17 protein-coding genes are annotated in these 21144 nt (G+C 44.4%); 1 reads left to right on the forward strand and 16 read right to left on the reverse strand.

The features are described 5' to 3' along the window. Positions 1-20: 20 nt before the first annotated feature. The 12 genes from DW251_RS00255 to DW251_RS00310 all read right to left on the reverse strand — a co-directional run bounded on the left by DW251_RS00255 (position 21) and on the right by DW251_RS00310 (position 14051). Positions 21-1502, reverse strand: a complete 1482-nt coding sequence (locus DW251_RS00255; RefSeq protein ID WP_118299890.1) for an extracellular solute-binding protein — start codon at positions 1500-1502, stop codon at positions 21-23. A gap of 89 nt (positions 1503-1591) precedes the next feature. Next, positions 1592-2326: a FadR/GntR family transcriptional regulator gene (locus tag DW251_RS00260; protein ID WP_118299891.1), complete on the reverse strand. Its 735-nt coding sequence runs from the start codon at positions 2324-2326 to the stop codon at positions 1592-1594. 216 nt (positions 2327-2542) lie between these two features. Then, the gene (locus DW251_RS00265) at positions 2543-3322 is read right to left on the reverse strand and encodes an SDR family oxidoreductase (RefSeq protein WP_021869740.1); all 780 of its coding nucleotides are present in this window, start codon (positions 3320-3322) and stop codon (positions 2543-2545) included. A gap of 130 nt (positions 3323-3452) precedes the next feature. Continuing rightward, a complete protein-coding gene (locus DW251_RS00270; RefSeq protein WP_118299892.1) occupies positions 3453-4700 on the reverse strand; it encodes an enolase C-terminal domain-like protein in 1248 nt (415 codons plus the stop codon). A 33-nt stretch (positions 4701-4733) separates the two neighbouring features. Then, the gene (locus tag DW251_RS00275) at positions 4734-5816 is read right to left on the reverse strand and encodes an iron-containing alcohol dehydrogenase family protein (protein WP_021869742.1); all 1083 of its coding nucleotides are present in this window, start codon (positions 5814-5816) and stop codon (positions 4734-4736) included. Between the two features lie 46 nt (positions 5817-5862). Continuing rightward, positions 5863-6666: a 5-deoxy-glucuronate isomerase gene (locus DW251_RS00280; protein WP_118299893.1), complete on the reverse strand. Its 804-nt coding sequence runs from the start codon at positions 6664-6666 to the stop codon at positions 5863-5865. Between the two features lie 92 nt (positions 6667-6758). After that, entirely contained in the window at positions 6759-8033 is a 1275-nt protein-coding gene (locus tag DW251_RS00285) for a TRAP transporter large permease (RefSeq protein ID WP_118299894.1), read from the reverse strand. Next, positions 8030-8530, reverse strand: a complete 501-nt coding sequence (locus DW251_RS00290) for a TRAP transporter small permease (RefSeq protein WP_118299895.1) — start codon at positions 8528-8530, stop codon at positions 8030-8032. Before DW251_RS00290 ends, DW251_RS00285 begins: the two co-directional genes overlap by 4 nt. 119 nt (positions 8531-8649) lie before the next feature. Further along, positions 8650-9726: a TRAP transporter substrate-binding protein gene (locus DW251_RS00295; protein ID WP_118299896.1), complete on the reverse strand. Its 1077-nt coding sequence runs from the start codon at positions 9724-9726 to the stop codon at positions 8650-8652. 324 nt (positions 9727-10050) lie between these two features. Continuing rightward, positions 10051-11838, reverse strand: coding sequence for a dihydroxy-acid dehydratase (ilvD, locus tag DW251_RS00300; protein WP_118299897.1), 1788 nt, complete (start codon positions 11836-11838; stop codon positions 10051-10053). A gap of 192 nt (positions 11839-12030) precedes the next feature. Continuing rightward, positions 12031-13653 (reverse strand): chaperonin GroEL, encoded by a 1623-nt coding sequence (gene groL, locus DW251_RS00305; RefSeq protein ID WP_021869744.1) that lies wholly within the window; start codon positions 13651-13653, stop codon positions 12031-12033. 113 nt (positions 13654-13766) lie between these two features. Then, a complete protein-coding gene (locus DW251_RS00310) occupies positions 13767-14051 on the reverse strand; it encodes a co-chaperone GroES (protein WP_021869745.1) in 285 nt (94 codons plus the stop codon). Positions 14052-14321: 270 nt separating this feature from the next. Between DW251_RS00310 and DW251_RS00315 the strand changes: the two genes are divergently transcribed. Continuing rightward, positions 14322-14969, forward strand: coding sequence for a hypothetical protein (locus tag DW251_RS00315; protein WP_118299898.1), 648 nt, complete (start codon positions 14322-14324; stop codon positions 14967-14969). Positions 14970-15075: 106 nt separating this feature from the next. Here DW251_RS00315 and DW251_RS00320 read toward each other — a convergent pair whose 3' ends face one another. The 4 genes from DW251_RS00320 to DW251_RS00335 all read right to left on the reverse strand — a co-directional run bounded on the left by DW251_RS00320 (position 15076) and on the right by DW251_RS00335 (position 21128). Beyond that, entirely contained in the window at positions 15076-16752 is a 1677-nt protein-coding gene (locus DW251_RS00320; RefSeq protein WP_118299899.1) for a response regulator, read from the reverse strand. Further along, positions 16749-18680 (reverse strand): diguanylate cyclase, encoded by a 1932-nt coding sequence (locus tag DW251_RS00325; protein ID WP_118299900.1) that lies wholly within the window; start codon positions 18678-18680, stop codon positions 16749-16751. The genes DW251_RS00320 and DW251_RS00325 overlap by 4 nt, the downstream gene beginning before the upstream one ends. Positions 18681-18799: 119 nt before the next feature. Beyond that, positions 18800-19705, reverse strand: coding sequence for a hypothetical protein (locus DW251_RS00330; RefSeq protein WP_021869749.1), 906 nt, complete (start codon positions 19703-19705; stop codon positions 18800-18802). A 1-nt stretch (position 19706) separates the two neighbouring features. After that, positions 19707-21128 carry a PLP-dependent aminotransferase family protein gene (locus tag DW251_RS00335; protein WP_021869750.1) on the reverse strand — a complete coding sequence of 474 codons (1422 nt, stop codon included), beginning with the start codon at positions 21126-21128 and terminating at the stop codon, positions 19707-19709. Positions 21129-21144: the final 16 nt, after the last annotated feature.

Raw genomic sequence — 21144 nt, forward strand, 5'->3', positions numbered from 1 at the left:
TCCGTCCTTAAATACAGGATCTACTGATTGGAATGTGCCGTGTCATTTAACTTCTGATACCAGCTGTCATACCATTCTTCAAACGCAGCATCGCCGGTAAATTCTGCAGCTGCTTCTGCTCTTGACATTCCGGCTGCTACCATTTCATCTACTTTTTCTTTATCCTGGGCAGCTTTGTCGGAAAGATCATAATCCAGGATATTTCTGGTGGCATATCCGTTTTCAAAGCAGTTCGGGGTATAAAAATGAATGGACTCATAGGCATTTAAAATACTGCTTAAACACTGATACGCCTTAGCATTTACTTTCAGGTCTTTTTCTTTGATCACTTCATCTAACGCTTCCATGGAATTGGCATCCTTGCGCACCGGCATATAGGCAGACTCACATACAAAACGGAGATTATTTTCTTTTCTGGTAAACCATTTTAAAAACTCACAGGAGGCATATTCATGCTGGGCATCTGACTTTGTCACTGCCATTCCTGCGCCCTGCTGTACATTGATCTGTTCGCCTCCCTCTAATACAGGAGGCTGCATTACCACATAATCAATGGCATGGCTGTCCTCATCGGTTACTACCTGATCCGGGAAGTACATAGAAGATGCGCAAGAACCGGTGTAAGCCAGGATATCCCCTGTTTTCACATCATCTGAACGGAATTTTCCCATACTTGCAAAATAGCCATTTACATAAGGTACATAATAATTGTCCCATAGGCGGCGGACTTTTTCTTTGTCTGCCTGGATCGTAACCTGACCGTCCTTTACGTCAAAGATATCTGCTCCTAACTGTTTCATGCCAATAATAAAGTAATTGGACATGGAGTCTCTTCCGTAAAATGCTTTTCCATCATCAGGGATATCCGGGGTCAAACTGTCGGTCCACTCATAGTAACGCTTTGCAACGTCTGCCACTCCCTCTAAAGTAGAAAGTTCCTCTAAAGAAGAACCGGTAGCATCTGCAAATGGCTTCCAGTCTGTTTTATTGATCATCATGATCTCTGTAGACTTTGCTACAGGGAAGAGATAAAGAGAGGTATCATCATGGAAATAGCCTTCTTTTATGTAAGAGTCCACATATTCAGACAGTTCTTCCTCTGTAAAATAAGAAGACAGATCCGCCAGTTTATCCTCTTTCTGTACTGCATAGGCAGTATCTGCGTAGGTAGAGAAAATATCCGGCAAAGACTGGGCACCTACAGCACCGGATACTGCATCTGAAACCGCCTTTTCCAGATCAGATACAGATCCCTGGGTATATCCTTCTACATAAATACCCTTGTCTTTTCCCTCTGTAGCGTTAAATTCAGAAACCAGCTGGTCAAAGGCAGCCTGTTGTGCCCCATTATAATAATGCCAGACAGTAAGGGAAACCGGTTTACTTGGGTCCAGTTTCACCTTGCTGCCTGGCGCAGTTGTTCCTGTATTCGTATTGCATGCTGTTAAAAGAATTGCCGTTCCTAAAGCGGCTGCTGTCCATGTCAAAAAACTTTTTTCCATAATGTGTCCCCCGAACCGATCGTGTACAATCTGTTTTTTAACACTATTATAACGAAATTGACAATAACTTTCAATGAAAACACAGGGGATTATAACTTTCCATTTGATTTTTGCTCTGTCAGCACTTTTAAGATCCGTTTGCGGTTGCTGTTTAAGTGGGTGATCATTGCATATCTTGCTCCCTGGGCATCTGCAGATGAAATGGCATCTGTGATCGCCTGGTGCTGGTCCACTGTTGTTTTGGCAAAATTATTTTTTGTCATCTGCACAAAAATCGGAATTCCCTTTACCACGATCTCCATAAGATTGCAAAGGGTCTGGTTATGGGTGCAGGCTGCCAACTGCCTGTGGTACTCAATATCCGCAGCAATATGATCTTTTCCTTGGACAACCAGGTCTTCTACCTCCTTCTGGATCTGCTGAAGTTTCTGACAATCAGCATAATCTGCATTGGTAGCTGCCATAGCTGCCACTTCCGGTTCCAGCATCAGACGTACATCTACAAATTCCAGACCAGTCTGGAACAGATTTTCTTCACTGTTTTCCTGAAGTCCTATAGGATCATCATTTACCGCCGGTGATGCCTGGGAAGCTTTTTCTTTCTTAATATAAGTGCCGCTTCCACGGATCACTTCTACTTTTCCGGAAAAAACCAGAAGCTTGATCGCTTCCCGCACCGTACTTCTTCCTACTCCGCAGATCTCAGCAAGCTGAAATTCGTTCGGAAGCTTATCTCCTACCTTTAATCCATTACCTTCTATGTATCCCCTTATCTTCTCTGCTGTCTGCTCCGGCAGCAGTTTCTCTTTTTGCGTCTGTCGCACGCGACCACCTCCCAATTATATCAAAAATACCTGATGTTTATCCGTCGTTATTTCATGATATAACTAACAAACCATGAATGTCAAGCCCATAACACCCCCCTGGGTGTTTTAAAAATGGAAGATTTTGGAAAGGGGCACTGCAGCCCGACTGATCGTCTTACTACAGCACCCCTTTTCTAAGTGTACTATTTAACTATCCCACCTGTGAGGACATCATCATGACTTAACTAAGAATCCGCCGTCTACAGGGATAACAGCACCATTTAAGTAGTCACTTGCATCAGAAGCCAGGAACAGTACCGGTCCCTTAAGGTCATCTGGCAGTCCCCAACGTGCTGCAGGGATTCTCTTGGTACACTCGTCTTTTCTTTCCTGAGTCATGTTAGCGCACATTTCAGTATCCATATATCCAGGAGCAATTGCGTTGCAGCAGATATTGTGGTCAGCACAGTCAGATGCAAGGCTCTTGGTCAGCATTGCTACAGCACCCTTAGCTGCTGTGTAAGCAGGAACAGTTGTACCACCAAAGAATGCGTTCATGGAAGCGATGTTGATGATCTTTCCGGTGCTGCCTTCCTTATCTTTCATAACCTGAACTGCCTTCTGGCACATAAACCATACATGGTTTAAGTCAACATCAATAACCAGTCTCCATGCATCCTCCGGGAATTCCCATGGCTCGTAACGTCTCTGGATACCTGCTGCAGGAATCATAACATCCAGCTTATTTCCCAAGATCTCCATAGCTTCTGCGAACATACGGTCAATCTCTGGCTTCTTGGATAAGTCACCTGCTACTGCATGTGCCTTGTAACCCATCTTGCAGTATTCATCTGCAACTGCCTGCAGCTTTTCTGCCTGAAGGTCCATTAATACAACCTCAGCACCATTCTCTAACAGACCTTCTGCCATACCTCTGGAAAGTCCCTGTGCTGCACCGGTAACGATGCACTTTTTGCCAGCTACGCTGAATTTTTCCTTGTAATCAAATGCCATTTTTTTATCCTCCTATAATAATATATGGTGGCCCGCTCCCGTGATACGGGAGCGGAATGTATAAATATATTTTGATTTTCCCCGGTAAACCGGGGAGATTGGTGTAAGAACCCGGGGATCCTTCATCCCTTTATGGAGTCTGCAATGCTCCGTCCCTGCGTCTTGTCTGTGTCCATGTAGTCACAGTATTCTCACAAGGATATTTTGCAGCTTCTTCCTCATTTAAGTCAACGCCTAAACCAGGTTTATCATTTGCATATACATAACCATTGTCAAACTCAGGCAGTCCCGGGAATACTTCAAGGAGAGCACCATGTGGTCCCTTTAATTCCTGGATAACAAAGTTTGGAGGCTCAATGCCGGACCATTCCTGTACACCAAAGTTTGGTGCTGCCAGGTCAATATGGATGTTTGCTGCATGAGCCAGAGGAGACATGTCTCCAGGTCCGTGCCATGCAGTGCGTACACCAAACTGTTCTGCAAAGATCTGCAGCTTTCTTGCCGGTGTAATACCGCCAACCTGACTTAAATGTACGCGGATGTAATCGATCAGCCGTTCTGAGATAAGTTTTCTCCACTCAACAGGATTGTTGAACAGCTCGCCTTCTGCGATTGGTATGGAGGTCTGCTCTCTCATTCTTGCTAACCAGTCTGTCTGCTCGATCGGTACCGGATCCTCTAAGAATAACAGATCAAATGGCTCCAGCTCTCTTGCCAGCTTAATAGCTTCAATAGGAGCAATACGTTCATGAACGTCATGTATCAGATTGATCTCATATCCTAATTTGTTTCTGATGCCTTCAAACAGCTTTACTGTATTGCGGATATAGCTTCTGGAATCCAGATAAACACCTGGCTGGGCGCCCTTTGGTGCAGTTGCCGGCGTATTTCCATAGCTTTCGCCGCCGTAACCACCGCACTGGCAGCGGATATTGGTAATACCCATTTCATGGAAACGTTCAATATTTTCACACAGCTCGGAAAGATCGCGGCCATCTGCGTGACGGTATACAGGAATACCTTCCCTGCACTTTCCGCCAAACAGCTGGTACAGCGGCATATTTGCTATTTTTCCCTTAATATCCCATAATGCCATATCTACGCCGGAAATAGCATTATTTTCAATGGGGCCGTTTCTCCAGTATCCGTTCTGGTTCATCAGCTGCCATAGATCTTCAATATTCTCTACATTTCTTCCAACAAGAAGAGGCTTCAAATATTCTTCTACTACCAGCTTTACAGCCAGGTGGCGGTAAGCAAAGGTTCCGCAGCCCAGTCCGTAAAGTCCCGGCTCGCTGGTCTCAACTTTTACCACCACAAGGTTGATGCCTTCCGGCGCTGTGCAGATTACCCGTATATCACGTATGGTTACTGCCATTTTACTATCCTCTCTAACTTACATTCTAGGTTTTTAACCCTTATAGTCTTCCAGATCCTGGATTGCCTGATAGATCATCTCTTTTGTTACAGGATAAGGTGTATGGGTCATTTCCTGGTTTGCCATTGTTGCTTCAAGGACATCCTCTAACTTGTCATCCTTTTCCAGCTCCAGATCAGCCAGGCATACAGGCAGGTCAATAGACTTATTTACGCCATAAGCCAGTTTCAGCTTATCCCAGTCCTTATCTACCATAAGATTTACCAGTGTGCCGTAGGAAACTACCTCACCATGGAGATGTTTCTTTTCAATATGCTCTCTCTTGGTCAGGCCATAGAATAAAGCATGTGCAATACCGCCATTATAATTTGGATGAACAGAAACAGATACAACACCTGGGGAAACAACAATATTTAAAATAGTGTTTTCAAGCTCTTCACTGTTTCTTCCTGCTTTTGCATCATCCATTGCCTTCTTCGCATCCTTAACCATTGGATAGAAGCACATCTGTCCTGCTGTGATACCAAACTCACTGCCAAAGCTTAACTTCTCCCCAGCCTTTGCAGACCAGCTGGACTCTACATGCTTTGCCATGGCATCGCCGATACCAGCCCACAGGTATTTAACAGGAGCTGCTAAAACCAGTTTCGGATTGATAAAGCAGTGTACCGGTACTTCCTTTAATCTTGGGATGTCGCAGAAAGAACCATCCTCATGGTACATAATACTGATCTGGGTAACAGGAGCACAGTTAGACGCAATGGAAGGAGCGGTAAATACCGGTTTTCCAAGGTGATCTGCAGCCAGCTTTGCTGTATCGATACATTTTCCACCGCCTACTGCAAGGAGCATATCTGCTTCCTGTACTGCAGGATCATTTGAGATCTTATCAGCGTTTTCATGGGTTGCATCATGTCCATACAGCCATTCTGTAGTAATCGTAAGACCTGCTTTTTCCAGTGCAGGAACTACATATTCCCTTGCTGCCTTCCATGCTCTTTCTCCGTGGATCACTGCTACTTTTTTTCCATATCTTCCCATTTCATCATGGAAAGCGTCAAATGCATTCTCGCCAATGGTAAAACGTGGGAGAAAAATTGAATCCATTGCGTTCATGTCTCTGCCTCCTAAATATAACTCTTAATTTTACTTTATTTCTGGCCTAGTTCATTTCTGCGCGCTTCGGGTCCAGAACTGCCAGATCATAACGACGACTCTTGTGGGAATGTGCTGCCAGTACCCATAAATATGTATTTCTGGTTCCCGGTGCAGCTACTGTAGGATGGTAACCTCTTGGTGCCAGGATCATAGTACCACTCTTAACAGTATGAGCTACTACTCCATGGGTATCTCCTGGTTCTACATAGCTTAAATGCAGTCCAAAATGAGGATCATCCATATCAAAGTAGCAATAAACCTCTTCCAGATCCTTTTCATGCTCATGAGGCGGCCAGCTGGTCCATGCACCATTTCCGCCCCAGGTCAGACCTACTAACAGTCTGGAAGATGCTGTACCTGGATCGATGGTCATAAATACCTCTCTCTGGCTGACGCCGGAGCCATGGATCTGATGGATCTCACCAATAGGCATGGTCAGGTCACATTTACGGAAAAATGGTTTTCCATATCCTTCATCAACAGCACCTGCAATGTAGAAAATACAGTCTTCTTTTGCTGTAATATGTACTTTCATATTGCTTACTACATAGAAGGAATCCAGCTTATCACAGGTTCCTGCATAACCGTCCCAGGAAAAATCAGCTGCACCTTTGATACATACAGCATCCATTTCCAGTTTTCCGGTCTCCAGATCAAAACTCTTTCCTGCGGACAGGTTTAAACGGTAAATATACTCCTGTTCACAGTCTGCCTTTCCTGGTGCAATGATCTCATGGAATCCTTCTTCACAGGAAGAATCAAACTTCCAGCCTTCCATACGTTCTTTTGTTATTTCACCTTGGATCATGATAAACCTCCTGTTATACCTGACCAGCCTTTTGCTGATCATGTTATGTGATTATTTACAAGGCCGCCTGCAGGCGGCCCCAGTTTTTAAAATTAAATAAGCATTGTACAGAAACCTCTTGAGAATACGCACAGGAAGAATACTGCAACATATCCGATCAGGAATGGGATCTCTGCCTTTGCAATGTCTCCCATTTTCAGTCCTGATACAGTTGACGCTGAGAAAATGTTAACTGCAACAGGTGGTGTCATAGTACCAACTACGTTGGAGATACATACGATCATACCAAAATGGATAACATCGATTCCCATGCTCTGGGCGATCGGCCACAGAACCGGAACCAGTAAAACTGCGATGGCAGTACCTTCCATAAATGTACCGAAAATAAGAAGAATGATAGCAACAACGAAGCAGAATAACATAGAATTCAGGTTCATTGCTACAACGGTGTCTACCAGTGCCTGGGAAGCGCCGGAGAAAGTAAATACCCAGGAGAATGCAGTAGAGGAAGCGATGATGAAAAGGATCATTGCGGAGCTCTTTGCAGAATCCTTTAAGATCGGGATCAGTTCCTTAAATGTCAGTTCCTTGTAGATGAACAGACCTGCAATAGCTGCCCATACAACGGCAACAGCTGCACTTTCAGTAGCTGTCAGCATACCGGAGTAGATACCGCCAAGGATGATGATAGGTGTCATTAATGCAGGAATAGCATCTAAGAACACTTTGAATATTTCTGCCGGTGTACGCTTTACTTCCTGTTTTGGCCATTTTTCTTTTCTTGCGAAGAAAAGAACCTCTGTCATAAGCACTACCATGATGGTAACACCTACTAACATACCCTGTTTGAACATATTACCTACAGAAGCACCGGTTAAGGTACAGTAGATAACCATGATAATGGATGGAGGAATGATCGGTCCCATACCACCGGATACTACTAACAGGCCGGCTGTACGGTCACCAGGATATCCCATCTTGACCATATCGTTGTAAAGCATGGTTCCGATAGCAATAACAGTTGCAGGTGCGGAACCGGATAATGCTGCGAAGAATGCACATGCAAGTACCAGCGCAAGGCTCATACCGCCGCGTACATTACCAACCAGGCAGTTAGCAAAGTTTACGATACGGCGGGAGATACCACCTTTTGTCATCAGGTTTCCTGCAAGTACGAAGAATGCGATGGCCATAATAGAGGTTGACTGAAGTCCACCGAAAATACGCTGTGCGATTACCGTAGAAGATGCGGACAGTCCGCCAAATACTACGGAGCAAAGGGAAGCCACTCCCAAAGAAATGGAAACCGGAACACCGATCACCAGGCATGCTGCGAATGCAACGAAAAGAATTACTCCTGCGCTCATGCCTCTACCTCCTTATTTTTCAGGTCCATAACTTTTTCAACCAGCACAACTGCCTGGATGACCAGGATCAGTGCAAAGGTCAGGACCAGTGAAAAGTACATTACTGACATTGGTACTTTTAAAACCGGTGTGGTCTGTCCGGTCTGTAACTGCTTGGAAAACAGTGCCAGACCTGCTTTTAACATTACGAAAGAGAAGATCTCCAGAATGATCTGTTCAATAATAGATACGATCTTTTTTGTAACTCCGTGGAGTTTTTCGATCACTGCAGTAACTGCTACCTGCGTGCCGTCACGAAGACCAACTTCTGTTCCTAAAAGTGCCATATAGATCATACTGTACATTGCAACTTCTTCTGTCCATGGCATAGATGCCTTGATGAAGTTACGGTTTACGACAGAGATGAAATACGCGATGACCATTGCCACAAAGGTAACGACCATGATGGCATATTCTACATTGGTAATGTAAGATAATGCTTTCTTAATTCCTTTCATTTCCAGTCCCCTTCTTTTCTCTCGCTCTTTAAAACAGCCGCACCGTCACTGACTGTTGCCGGCACGGCTGTATGTTTACTGCTTTTTTTATTTTGTGTTGCCTGTGGATCTTTGGCAGATTATTTTACAGCTGCTTTTGCTGCATCTACTGCTGCTTCCCATTCTGCATCGAAAGAAGTACCAGCCTTCTCCTGAGCTGCCTTGTAAGCGTCCTTCATTTCATCTAAGTTGATGTCATAGAACTTAACGCCAGCGCCTTCCAGGTTACCCTTAGCTTCTTCGTTTGCTTCGTTCAGATACTGCCACTGAGCTTCGCAGCCTTCTGCTACAGCCTTAACGAAGGTATCTTTTAAATCATCCGGGATCTTGTTCCAAGCGTTATCGCTCATGCACAGTGGGATGTATACGAAGCAGTGATGTGTATTGATAACGGAGTTTACACCAGCCTCATAGAACTTGTTGATCCAGCAGTTAGAAACAGCGTTCTCGCAAGCATCAATGGTCTTCTGCTGAAGAGCGGTAAACTGCTCAGAAGCGGAAAGTGCGATTGGGTTAGCACCGAAAGCGGTAAATGCTGCTAACTGTCCTTCGTTCTGCATTACACGGATCTTTACGCCCTTGAAATCTGCCATAGACTCGATTGGCTTTGTGGAGAATACATCACGGAAACCGGATTCCATGTAGCCAATTACGTGAATACCATGCTCATTTGCCTTAGTCTGGATCAGATCGCCTAACTCATGAGTTACTGCGTAGTTAGCCTGATCTGCGCTGTCCCACAGGAAAGCCTGATCCAGAATGCTCATCTCTGGGATGTAGTTAGCAAGTACGGAGTTTGCACAGGATGCGATATCAAGGTCGCCCTGAACTGCCATGTCCAGTGTATCGCTCTCGCCGCCTAATGTGCCGCCTGCCTGGATAGTCAGTGTGATCTTTCCGTCAGTTGCCTTTTCTACACATTCAGCGATCTTTTCAGCGCCCTTGTAGTAGTTGGAAGAAGTATTGTCAACCAGTGACATTGTAAAGTTGATAGCATCTGCAGAAGCTGTGGAGCCTGCTGCCTCTGTCTTTGTGTCAGAACCGCCTGCTGCTGCGGCTGTTGTAGCTGCTCCTTTGTCAGAAGAACCTCCACATGCTGTGAGGCTTGCTGCCATTGCTGCTGCCAGGATTGTTAACATTACTTTTGACTTTCTCATAACTTAATACCTTCCCTTTCTTTTAATAGATCCTGATCATCTGCAGGATCTTAATTAATAAGATGTCTGATGTAATCTTTTTACCACATCAGACATCTTATGTCAAGGGATTGTGAAAAATTTGTGTATCTCAAATGCGTTTTTTATGTTTTTCACAATTTTGTATTTATATTTTTGTGCAACATTACTTTGTATTTGTTTTGCGCAATAAAAATGCCTTTTGTACAGATGTACAAAAGGCATTAATTTGTATTATATTGGTCAGACAGCTTTTTCTGTCTGATGTTTTGGTAAGATTATTCCATGCGCTGGATCCACTCAGGACTACACCATATATCCGCCTTTAATAGGTGATACTGCATGCTCAGAGAACAGCTTTAAGGTTCCCTTGGTATATTTCGGAGGCTTTGGCTGCCATTTAGCTTTTCTGACCTTTAATATCTCTTCCATTTCCTCTGGAGTGCGCTTTTCACCCTTTACGCCTACGATCTCCAGTCTGCGCTCTTTTACATTAATATAGATCAAGTCATCTTCTTCTACCAGTGCAATAGGTCCGCCTGCAGCAGCTTCCGGGCTTACATGACCGATAACCGGGCCTCTGGATGCACCGGAGAAACGTCCGTCAGTGATCAGAGCCACGCTGGAAGCCAGTTTCGGGTCAGAACATATAGCTTCACCTGTATAGAACATTTCAGGCATACCGCTTCCCTTTGGTCCCTCATAGCGGATAAAGATAGCATCCCCTGGTTTTACCTTTCTCTTAAGAACAGCGTCAATACACTCTTCCTCACTGTTAAATGGTCTTGCAAGAAGGGTGGCCTCAAACATTTCCTTCGGGCATGCAGTGTGCTTGATCACACAGCCTTCCGGAGCCAGGTTGCCCTTTAAAATAGCAATACTTCCATCTGTTCCCTTTGCATCATCAAAGGCATGGATGATCTCTGTACGCTTGATCTCGCGTCCTAACAGCTTGCCCTTTTCCCTTAACAGCTCATCGCAGTGGTCATAGAAACCATTTTTCTTTAATTCTTCCAGGTTCTCACCTAAAGTCTTGCCTGTAACTGTCATTACATCCAGATGCAGCATATCCTTAATCTCTTCCATAACTCTTGGAACACCGCCTGCATAATAGAAATACTGGGCTGGCCAGTCACCAGATGGACGGATATTAAGCAGGTAATGAGCTCCTCTGTGCATACGGTCAAAGGTTTCTGCATCTACTTCAAAGCCGAATTCATGGGCAATAGCAGGAATGTGCATGGTAGCATTGGTAGAACCGCTGATAGCAGCATGTACCATAATAGCGTTCTCAAAGCTCTTCATGGTAACGATATCCTTTGCCTTGATACCTTTTTCTACTAACTTCATCAGCTGTTTTCCTGCATCATAAGCAGCCTGCTTTAATTCAGGTGCAGTTGCGGGCATCAGGGCAGTGCCTGGAAGCATAAGGCCTAATGCCTCTGCCATGATCTGCATGGTGGAAGCAGTACCCATAAAGGAACATGCGCCGCAGCTTGGGCATGCATTGTGCTTATAATAATTTAACTGTTCCTCCGGGATCTCGCCTCTCTTTTCCTGTGCATCGAATTTACCGATCTGCTCCAGTGTCAGCAGTTCGTTAATAGCGCAGGCCGGGTCATTTTCCACATACTTAGGTGTAATAGTATGTGCCTCCATAACACCGCCAGTAACTACAATAGCACTCATATCCTTTAAACGGCCGATACCCATTAAAATAGCAGGCACGGACTTGTCGCAGCTGGCAATAAACATGCCGCCGTCAAAGCCGCTTGCCATTCCGTGAACTTCGATCATATTGGTCATCATATCTCTGTGTGCAAGAGAATAATTGATGCCGTCATGTCCCTGGGCAATGCCGTCGCAGATATCGGTCACATAATATCTGGCTGCTTTTCCTCCGTTATCGTTGACTGCTTTTACGCCCTCTTCTACAAACTGGTTCAGATGGGCACTTCCCGGATGACTGTCACCAAAAGAGCTTTCTACTAAAATCTGAGGTTTATCCAGATCTGCCACGCTCCATCCCATTCCGATCTTTAACGGGTCATTTTCCGGTGCAAGTTTTCTAACTTCCTGACTGTGTAACTTCATAACCGTTCTCCTTTTAATTCATCATATTATTTTTTAAAAATTCGTCTGACATCTCATGAGTTTAGATTAGCATTTTTTTATTAAAAAGGCAATAGGTCAGACAAATTTTTAACAAAAAAAGAAGTCTGCAACGTTTTTATCCGCCACAGACTTCTTTTTACTAACAGTATATTCCTATTTTTATATTTCTGATTAATACATTCCGCCCATATCAGGTGCAGCCGGAGCAGCCGGAGCTGGCTCCTTGATGGTTGCTACTACAGACTCAGTGGTCAGTAATGTAGATGCAACGCTGTTTGCATTCTGTAATGCACTTCTTGTAACCTTAACAGGATCCAGGATACCTGCTTCGATCATGTTTACGAAAGTCTCATTGTAAGCATCAAAGCCTTCGCCAACCGGGGACTCTTTTACCTTGTTTACGATAACAGCGCCTTCCAGACCTGCGTTTGCTACAATGTGGAACAGAGGAGCTTCCAGAGCCTTTAAGATGATCTTGGCACCGGTCTTCTCGTCACCTTCCAGAGTATCAACTACCTTCTGAACATCAACGGTAGCATGTGCATAAGCAGAACCGCCGCCTGCGATAATTCCCTCTTCAACTGCTGCACGGGTTGCATTTAAAGCATCTTCCATACGAAGCTTAGCTTCCTTCATCTCGGTCTCAGTAGCAGCACCTACACGGATAACAGCTACACCGCCAGCTAACTTAGCCAGACGCTCCTGTAATTTCTCTCTGTCGAAATCAGAAGTGGTCTCACCGATCTGCTTACGGATCTGGGCAACTCTTGCTGCGATCATTTCCTTGCTGCCGTTACCATCAACGATCACTGTGTTCTCTTTCTGAACCTTAACGGATTTTGCACGGCCTAACTGCTCCATGGTAGCATCCTTTAATTCCAGACCAACTTCTTCGGAGATAACAGTACCACCGGTTAAGATAGCGATATCCTGCAGCATTTCTTTTCTTCTGTCGCCGTAGCCAGGAGCCTTAACAGCAACTACATTGAAAGTACCTCTTAACTTGTTTACGATCAGGGTTGTAAGAGCTTCTCCTTCTACATCTTCAGCGATGATCAGCAGTCTTGCGCCCATCTTTACGATCTGCTCAAGAATTGGCAGGATCTCCTGGATGTTGGAGATCTTCTTATCAGTAATTAAGATGTATGGATCATCCAGATTTGCTTCCATCTTATCCATATCGGTGCACATATATGCGGACAGGTAACCTCTGTCAAACTGCATACCTTCTACCAGGTCAAGCTCTGTCTTCATTGTCTTGGATTCCTCGATGGTGATAACGCCGTCTTTGGAAACCTTTTCCATAGCATCTGCTACCATGGTTCCTACTTCATCATCAGAAGCAGAGATAGCTGCTACTCTTGCGATCTGTGCCTTGCCGCCTACTGGCTGGCTCATCTTCTTGATCGCTTCTACAGCTGCATCAGTTGCTTTCTTCATACCTTTTCTTAAGATAATTGGGTTAGCACCTGCAGCCAGGTTCTTCATACCTTCATTTACCATAGCCTGTGCCAGTACAGTTGCGGTAGTAGTACCATCACCAGCTACATCATTGGTCTTGGAAGCAACCTCCTTGATCAGCTGTGCGCCCATGTTCTCAAATGGATCTGCCAGTTCGATCTCTTTTGCAATGGTAACACCATCATTTGTGATCAGTGGAGCACCGAAAGACTTATCCAGAACTACGTTACGTCCTTTCGGTCCTAAGGTTACACGAACTGTATCTGCTAACTGATTTACGCCTGCTTCCAGTGCCTTGCGGGCTTCTACACCATATTTGATCTGCTTTGCCATGATTATTTACCTCCGAACAATCTAAACTATTTCGTATTTATACCTACTATACGGGAAACGCGAACTCCGCTGCGCTGCGTTTGCGTAGCGAAAAATGCCTCTGGCATTTTTCTTTACTCTACAACAGCTAAAATGTCGCTTTGCTTTACGATCACGTATTTTTCTTTCTCTAACTCTACTTCTGTACCTGAGTACTTGGAGTAGATAACTTTATCTCCAGCCTTAACCTGCATGGTAACTTCCTTGCCGTCAACTACACCGCCTGGGCCTACTGCGATAACTTCTGCCTGCTGTGGTTTTTCTTTTGCTGCACCTGGAAGAACAATACCGGATGCTGTGGTCTCTTCTGCAACTAACTGCTTTAATACAACTTTGTCAAATAATGGAACTAACTTCATAACTAGATTCCTCCTTGATCGTCATTCTTATTTTTCTACCTGCAGCTTTTACTTTTCGCTGCTTCTTTCGCTCACAATGTAAGTTATAGCACCTATTGTTAGCACTGTCAAGTTCTGAGTGCTAATTTTTTCATTTTGTCTCTTAACTTTGTAAATCTTTTATATTTTTTTGCAATTTTAGTTTCTTTTTTTTTCTGTTCGTATTACAATATAATAATCAGACATACTAATTTATAAATTCAGACACTATTTTAAGAAGGGGGTATTTGTATGGCTAAGAAAGGTTTTGGAAAGTTTGTAGCCTTTGCCGCTATTTCCGGTGCTGTGGCAGCTGGCGTTTCCTATGTACTCCAGTACAAGATCTACCATAAAGAGCTTGATAAAGATTTCCGTGAATTTGAAGAGGACGAAGAAGACGAGGACGCTTCCCAGAGTGACTCCTTTGATCCCCGTAAAATAAACCGCAATTATATCTCCTTAAATTCCAGCAGGGATGAATTTAAAATGGCAGCAAAAGATATGGCATCTGCTACTAAAAATGTATTAAAAGATGCAGGAAATCTGTTCTCCGATACAGCCCACGAAGCAGTTTCCGCTGCTGTAGATACCGCACATATCGCTATCCACTCCATGAAAGCAAAAAAAGACGATCTCTTTGAAGAAGAGGATGATCCTAAAAAGGGAGACTCTTTTACAGAAGAAGATTATCTGGATGATGACTATGTAGACGATGACGATCTTTACGACTACGAACGTCTGGATCACTCTCCTTCACCAGCAAAAGAAGAAAACATCTCTGTTTCTGTTAATCCGGAAGCCGCTGATGATCTGGAAGAAGAAAGCGAAGAAAAAGAAGAGACAGCCAAGGCAGCTGAACCTGAAAAAGAAACAGCTACCATCGAGGAAGATACCATCTAATCTGATTTAACCAGACTTTAAAAGAGCTGCACAGCCCCAAAGCCGTGCAGCTCTTTTTTCTTAATTTTTCTGATACCGGATTGCTATGTTCTTTGCACTCACCCAATCATCTTAAGTATTTCTGGATCACCCGGATCAAATTTCCTGCGTCTAATGGTTTTGGAAGATGTTCATCCATTCCTGCCTGACGGCATTTTTGTGCATCTTCTTCATAATCGCTGGCTGTAAGGGCGATGATCGCTACTTTAGAGGCATCTTCCCGTTCCAGGCTCCGGATCGCTTTTGCTGACTGAAATCCATCCATCACCGGCATTACAAGATCCATAAGGATCACGGAAATATCTCCCGGAGCAGAAGCCTCAAAACATTCTAACGCTTCTTTTCCATTCCAAGCTCTTATGACCTGGGCTCCTTCTTTTCGCAAAAGGAACTCCGCGATCTCCATATTCAGCTCATTATCCTCCACTAAAAGGATCTTCTTTCCCCGGATGGATACAGGACGTTTCACAGCTTCCTGGACCTTTGCGTCTTTCTCCTGCGCCTGTTCTTCATCAATAAGGGACGGCAGACGGATCCTGCAGAATGCTTCGCCTGTTTCTTCATCTGAAAAATGGATCTCCCCGCCCATCATCTGGATCAGGCCTTTGGCAACTGCCAATCCCGGTTCCCCTCTTCTGTAAGAACTTCGGGTATCTGTACAGACAAATTCAAACCAGGCTGTCCCTCCCGCGGACTGACGTTCTTCACAGGAAAGTTCTACACAGTCACCACCACGGTTATCTTTAATAGCATTTCCCACAACATTTTTCAGGATCTGCTTTAAGTGAGACGGACTGCCATATAATTTCCAGTTTTTCCCAGATAACTGTCTGCTGTGGTAACGGATCCCTCTGTCAGCAGCAAGCTCTTTTGCCCACTGGCAGACATCCTCATATAACTCCCTCATATCAAAAGATCTCAGTTCCAAATCCACAGCGCCAGACTCCAACTTGTCCATATCCACCATGTCTGAGATCAGATCTAACAGCACATCTGAGGTCTCCCATATTTTTTTCCTGCATTCTCTCTGCTTTTCAAGGTCATGGTCATAACGATTGCCCAATTCTACCAGTTCCCGGATGCCATTGATAGGAGTGCGGATGTCATAACTGAGCTTGCGAAGAAAGTCTGATTTAGCTGCATTTGCCTTTTCTTCCTTTGTGGCAGATAACAAAACTGCCTCCTGACAGGCCATTTCCCTTTCTTCCTGCTCCTTTTCTTCTCTCTGACGCAGCCATAAGAAAACACTGCATAAAAGGATATAAAGGATCATGACATAAGCTAATGCCAGGGTCCTCAGGAAAAAAACAGAAGCCACAGGATAAAATACGTACAGATCATTCTCTCCATAAGACTCAAAGACCCCAAAATAAGCAGATCCGTAGTAGCGAAAGGAAAATAAAGTATCCGGCTCTGTCTCTTCTGTTATATTCTGGATCAAAGGTGCCTCTGCCTGCGTTTTTCCCTGATATTCCTCAAAATTTGATCCTGTCACAAGGCCATTTTTGCAGATCATTATGATCCCGTTCATTTCCAGATGAAGGCCCTGATAAAACTCTGCAAATGCCTCTGACCGGCTGCTCTGTTCCTTTATAAACTGTAACGTTTCTTCTGCTGCCACAGTCGCTTTGTTTTTTCCAATATTTGTAAATAAAATGAATACAGAACCAAACAGAACCATTCCCAAAGCAACCAGTATACCTAAGGTATGTTTTCTAAAAACAGATATTCTGTTTTCTCTCACTTTTCTGTCTCCTCTTTTATCTCCTCTGATAATACCGGATAAAGATCCTCATTTTTCTTCTTTTGAAATCCGGACTGCAGTTCTTCTTTTAACCGATCCTGGATATCCACCAGACATCCTAACAGGATGGGATTAAAGACTCCACATTCCCCGTTTAAGATCATTTCAATGGCTTTTTCGTGGGAAAATGCCTTCTTGTATACACGCTCACTTACAAGGGCGTCATATACATCTGCCATTGCAACCACCTGGGCTGCGATCGGGATCTCTTCCCCCTTTAATCCGTCCGGATACCCTTTTCCATCATACCGCTCATGGTGCCACCGGCAGATCTGGTATGCAACCTGTACCAGTTTTTCATTCCGGAACATTTCCAGACTGTCCAACATAGAAGCACCGATCAGTGTATGGGTCTTCATGATCTCAAATTCTTCTTTTGTCAGTTTTCCCGGCTTGTTTAATATTTTTTCATCAATTCCTATTTTCCCGATATCATGAAGTGCGGAAGCTGTTGTGATCATGAAACGGTCTGACCACAGCAGATGATACTGGTCTGTTTTCTGCATCAGACGTTCCAGCAGCATGCCCGTGATCGTATTGATATGTAATACATGGCTGCCGCTTTCTCCATTTCTGAACTCAACGATCTGGCTTAAGATGCTGACCATCATCCGGTTGTGTTTCTCTTTTTCCTGGATCTGGTCTGTAACCAGACTGATCAGATGTCTCTGCTTTGCGTAAAGTTTAATGGTATTAAACACTCTCTGATGTACTACCTGGGCATCAAAAGGACGGCTGATATAATCAGATGCCCCCATTTCATAAGCCCTTCTCACATAAGCCGCGCCATCTTCGCTGGAGATCATGATCACCGGCGTGTCTTCGATCCAGTGGTTTCGGTTCATCAGCGCCAATACTTCAAAACCATCCATCACCGGCATATTGATATCCAAAAGGATCAGTGAGATACCGGTTCCATACTGCTTTAACAGATCAATACATTCTTCCCCGTTTGCAGCTTCTAAGATCTTGTATTCCTCTTCCAGGATCACAGCAAGGATCTCACGGTTCATCTGGGAATCATCTACGATCAGGACCTGCTGCTTTTCCCTGCCTTTCACACTGTCAATACCGGACTTTTCTGTTACCGTCATATTTTTCCGGTTCTTTGCCTGATACATCAGGCTGTCCGCTCTTCCTACCGCGCTTTCCACTGTTTCATTATCAGCCAAAACGCCTCCAATGCTTACAGACAGGTGAAGCTGTGTATATCCGGGAACTTCTGCCTCATAGACCATATCCCGGATCTGTTTTAACTTCTTTGAAAAAACATCTTCCGACACATCCGGAAGGATCAGCAGAAATTCATCGCCCCCATACCGGATCAGGATATCTGTTTTTCGGATACATTTGCGCACGATCCCCACAACTGTATTTAACACCATATCCCCTGCATTATGTCCGCAGGTATCATTGTACAGTTTAAAATCATCCAGATCGATCATTGCAACTCCTGCATGACTTTTCACTTTGCGGATCCTGTCCTCATAATATCTGCGGTTGTAAGCTCCTGTCAGCGCATCCAGATACAGTTCTTCATTATATCCCCGGACTTTTGCCACCAGTGCTTCCCTTGCATTTGCCTCTGAGTCTGCTGCGTCCCCCAGAACATTCAACATCTCTACAACGTAAGGTTCCCCTTCGATCTCCACATAACGCGCGATCCTCTGATATACCCTGGACTCAACGTATTCCAGTCTTTTTTTCTGGCACCGTTCCCTGAATGCCTTTAATGAAATAGAATTTTTATCTTTTTCCAGACGCCTGACTGCTTCTATATCCAGGACCTTTACTTCTGTAAATATTTCTTCTAAATAAGCAAACATTTCCTTTGCCTGTTCTTTTGTCAAAACGGCATTGAATTTCATGTCTTTCTCCTTTACAGTCTGGTTTCCGTCATTTTATCCATTCATGTATCGTATCCTATTTAACCGGATTTTTCTTTTAGATATTATATCTATTTTCCCCTCTGTTGTCCATATTTCATTTAATCCCAGCCAAGAAGATTCATCCACAATACCTGATCTACCTGATCATCTGCGATCAGATAGGCATGGCTGACAGAGTCCGCAGACATAAGCTGGTATTCGCCTGCATCATCCAGATGGGTCCAACGTTCGTCTAACTGGATCTTTCCCTGGGAAACATTCATATCCCAGTGGGACAGCGTATCATCTGTTCCACGGATCTCATAGGAAATGCTGCCCTCCATTTCATCATCCACAAACTGTCCCTGCTTTTCCACCCAGGCATATTCCCCCTGGGGAACATTTTCATAATAACAGTAGCCAGTTGCTCCCTGTCCGTTCATTTTTCCACTGCTCCATACACCGTTTGAGAAATTATATCTGGGGCTGTCCACATTTACAAACTGTAATGCCAGACAGTTTCCCTGAGGCTGGCCATCCTGAAAAGTTCCGTAAAACAGGATCTCCGGCATGGTAAATACCAGTCCCTCTCCCTCTATTTCCTCTGAAATGGTACTGCCATCATAAAGGAAACGTTCTCCTTCAAAGGTTCCGTAAAAGATCTGGGCAAGAACCTCCTGTTTTTTATCCAGAAGCTTGGCAGCCTGGACCATATCTTCCGCTGCCACTGCCACACGGATATCTTCCAAAAGCTGTTTCTGATCTTGCGGAAGTGCCTCATATCTGGCACTGAACGAATTTTCTTCTACGATTTCCTGCGCTGTTTCCGTTTCCATATCACTTTCCGGCACTTCGCTCGATTCTGGTATGGTTTCTTCTGTTGCTTCGGTCTGTTCCATAACCGGCGGCTCTGTTGCCGGTAAAGCCCTGCTCATTCCCAAAAATCCAGCTGTTGGAAGAGCCAGACCATAAGCCACCAATGCTGCCAGCCACTGTCCCGGAAGCTTTTTTCCATTTATTTTCAATTTATTCACCTTCTAATTCTTTCCAGGCATTTACAAGGCGTTTGCAGCCCTCTGTGATCTCACTTTCCTTTAAACTTGCATATCCAAGTATAACGGTAGACGGAAAAAGATCTTTATTTTGTCCTATTACAAAATCTGACATTCCATAGACTTTTACACCTGCCTGTGCTGCAGTCTCTGTCAGTTTCTTTTCTGAAATCCCTTTCTTATGGGTAAGGAGAACATGGATCCCTGCATACTCACCGCCGATCTCAAAATAGGGTTCCAGCTCTCTTAATCCTGCAAGAAGCGTATCATGTTTTCCCCTGTAAACAGATCGCATCCTGTTTAAATGGCGCTCATAATATCCTTCTATAATAAAATGAGTCAGGATATTCTGGTCCACTCTTGATACAGTTGATGCATAAAAACCTGCTTTTTCCCGGTATAAAGCCAGCAACGGCTCCGGAAGTACCATAAAGCCCACACGGATCGCCGGAGCAATGGAACGGGAAAAGGTTCCCATATAGATTACCTTCTGGCTGTCATCCATTCCCTGAAGTGCCGGTATCGGACGGCCTTTATAACGGAATTCACTGTCGTAATCATCTTCGATCAGATAACGGCCTTCCTGTTTTTTGGCCCATTTCAGCAGCTCCTGCCGCCTTTTAATAGGGATAACGATTCCTGTGGGGTACTGGTGGGACGGCATAACATAGGCGATCCGTGCCTGTGTTTTCTCTAACTCTTTCACCTTCATTCCCCATTCATCCATAGATACAGGAAAAATAGGATGACCCAGGCTTTCAAATACACGAAAGGCCTGCTTGTAAGTGGGATTTTCCAGGGCGATACCCGTACTGCGGCCGATCAGCTGGGAAAGGAGCATTAAAAGATATTCACTTCCCGCACCTACCAGGATCTGTTCCGGACGGCAGTGGACTCCACGGGCAGAGTGAAGATAATCCCGGATCACCTGACGCAGGCTGTATTCTCCCTGGGCATTTCCCACTGCAAACATATCTTTGTTGTCATCTACCAGCGTATTTTTGCTTAGTTTTCTCCAGGCATTAAAAGGGAAACTGTCTAGGTCGATACCTCTTGGGGAAAAGTCTACTTTGTAATTGTAATTTTCATTTTCTTCCTGCTTTTCCTCTTTTTCTTCCGGCACTCCGTGATATTTTACTTCTACCAGTTCTTCGATCTGACAGACAAAATATCCCCTGCAGGGAAGAGCCTCTATGTATCCCTCTGATAGCAGCTGTTCATAAGCCAACTGGGTCGTACTCCTGCTTACATGAAGATTGTCCGCAAGTGTCCTGGTAGAAGGAAGTCTGCTGCCAGCCCGCAGTCTGCCGGCCCGTATTTCTGTTTTTATGTAGCGGTAGATCTGTTCATAAAGGGGGATGCTGTCTTTATTTTCAATAGGCACCATTAATTCCATAGGGCTTCTCCTAACA

The sequence above is a fragment of the Clostridium sp. AM22-11AC genome (genome assembly GCF_003473545.1).
GTDB lineage: Bacteria > Bacillota > Clostridia > Lachnospirales > Lachnospiraceae > Enterocloster.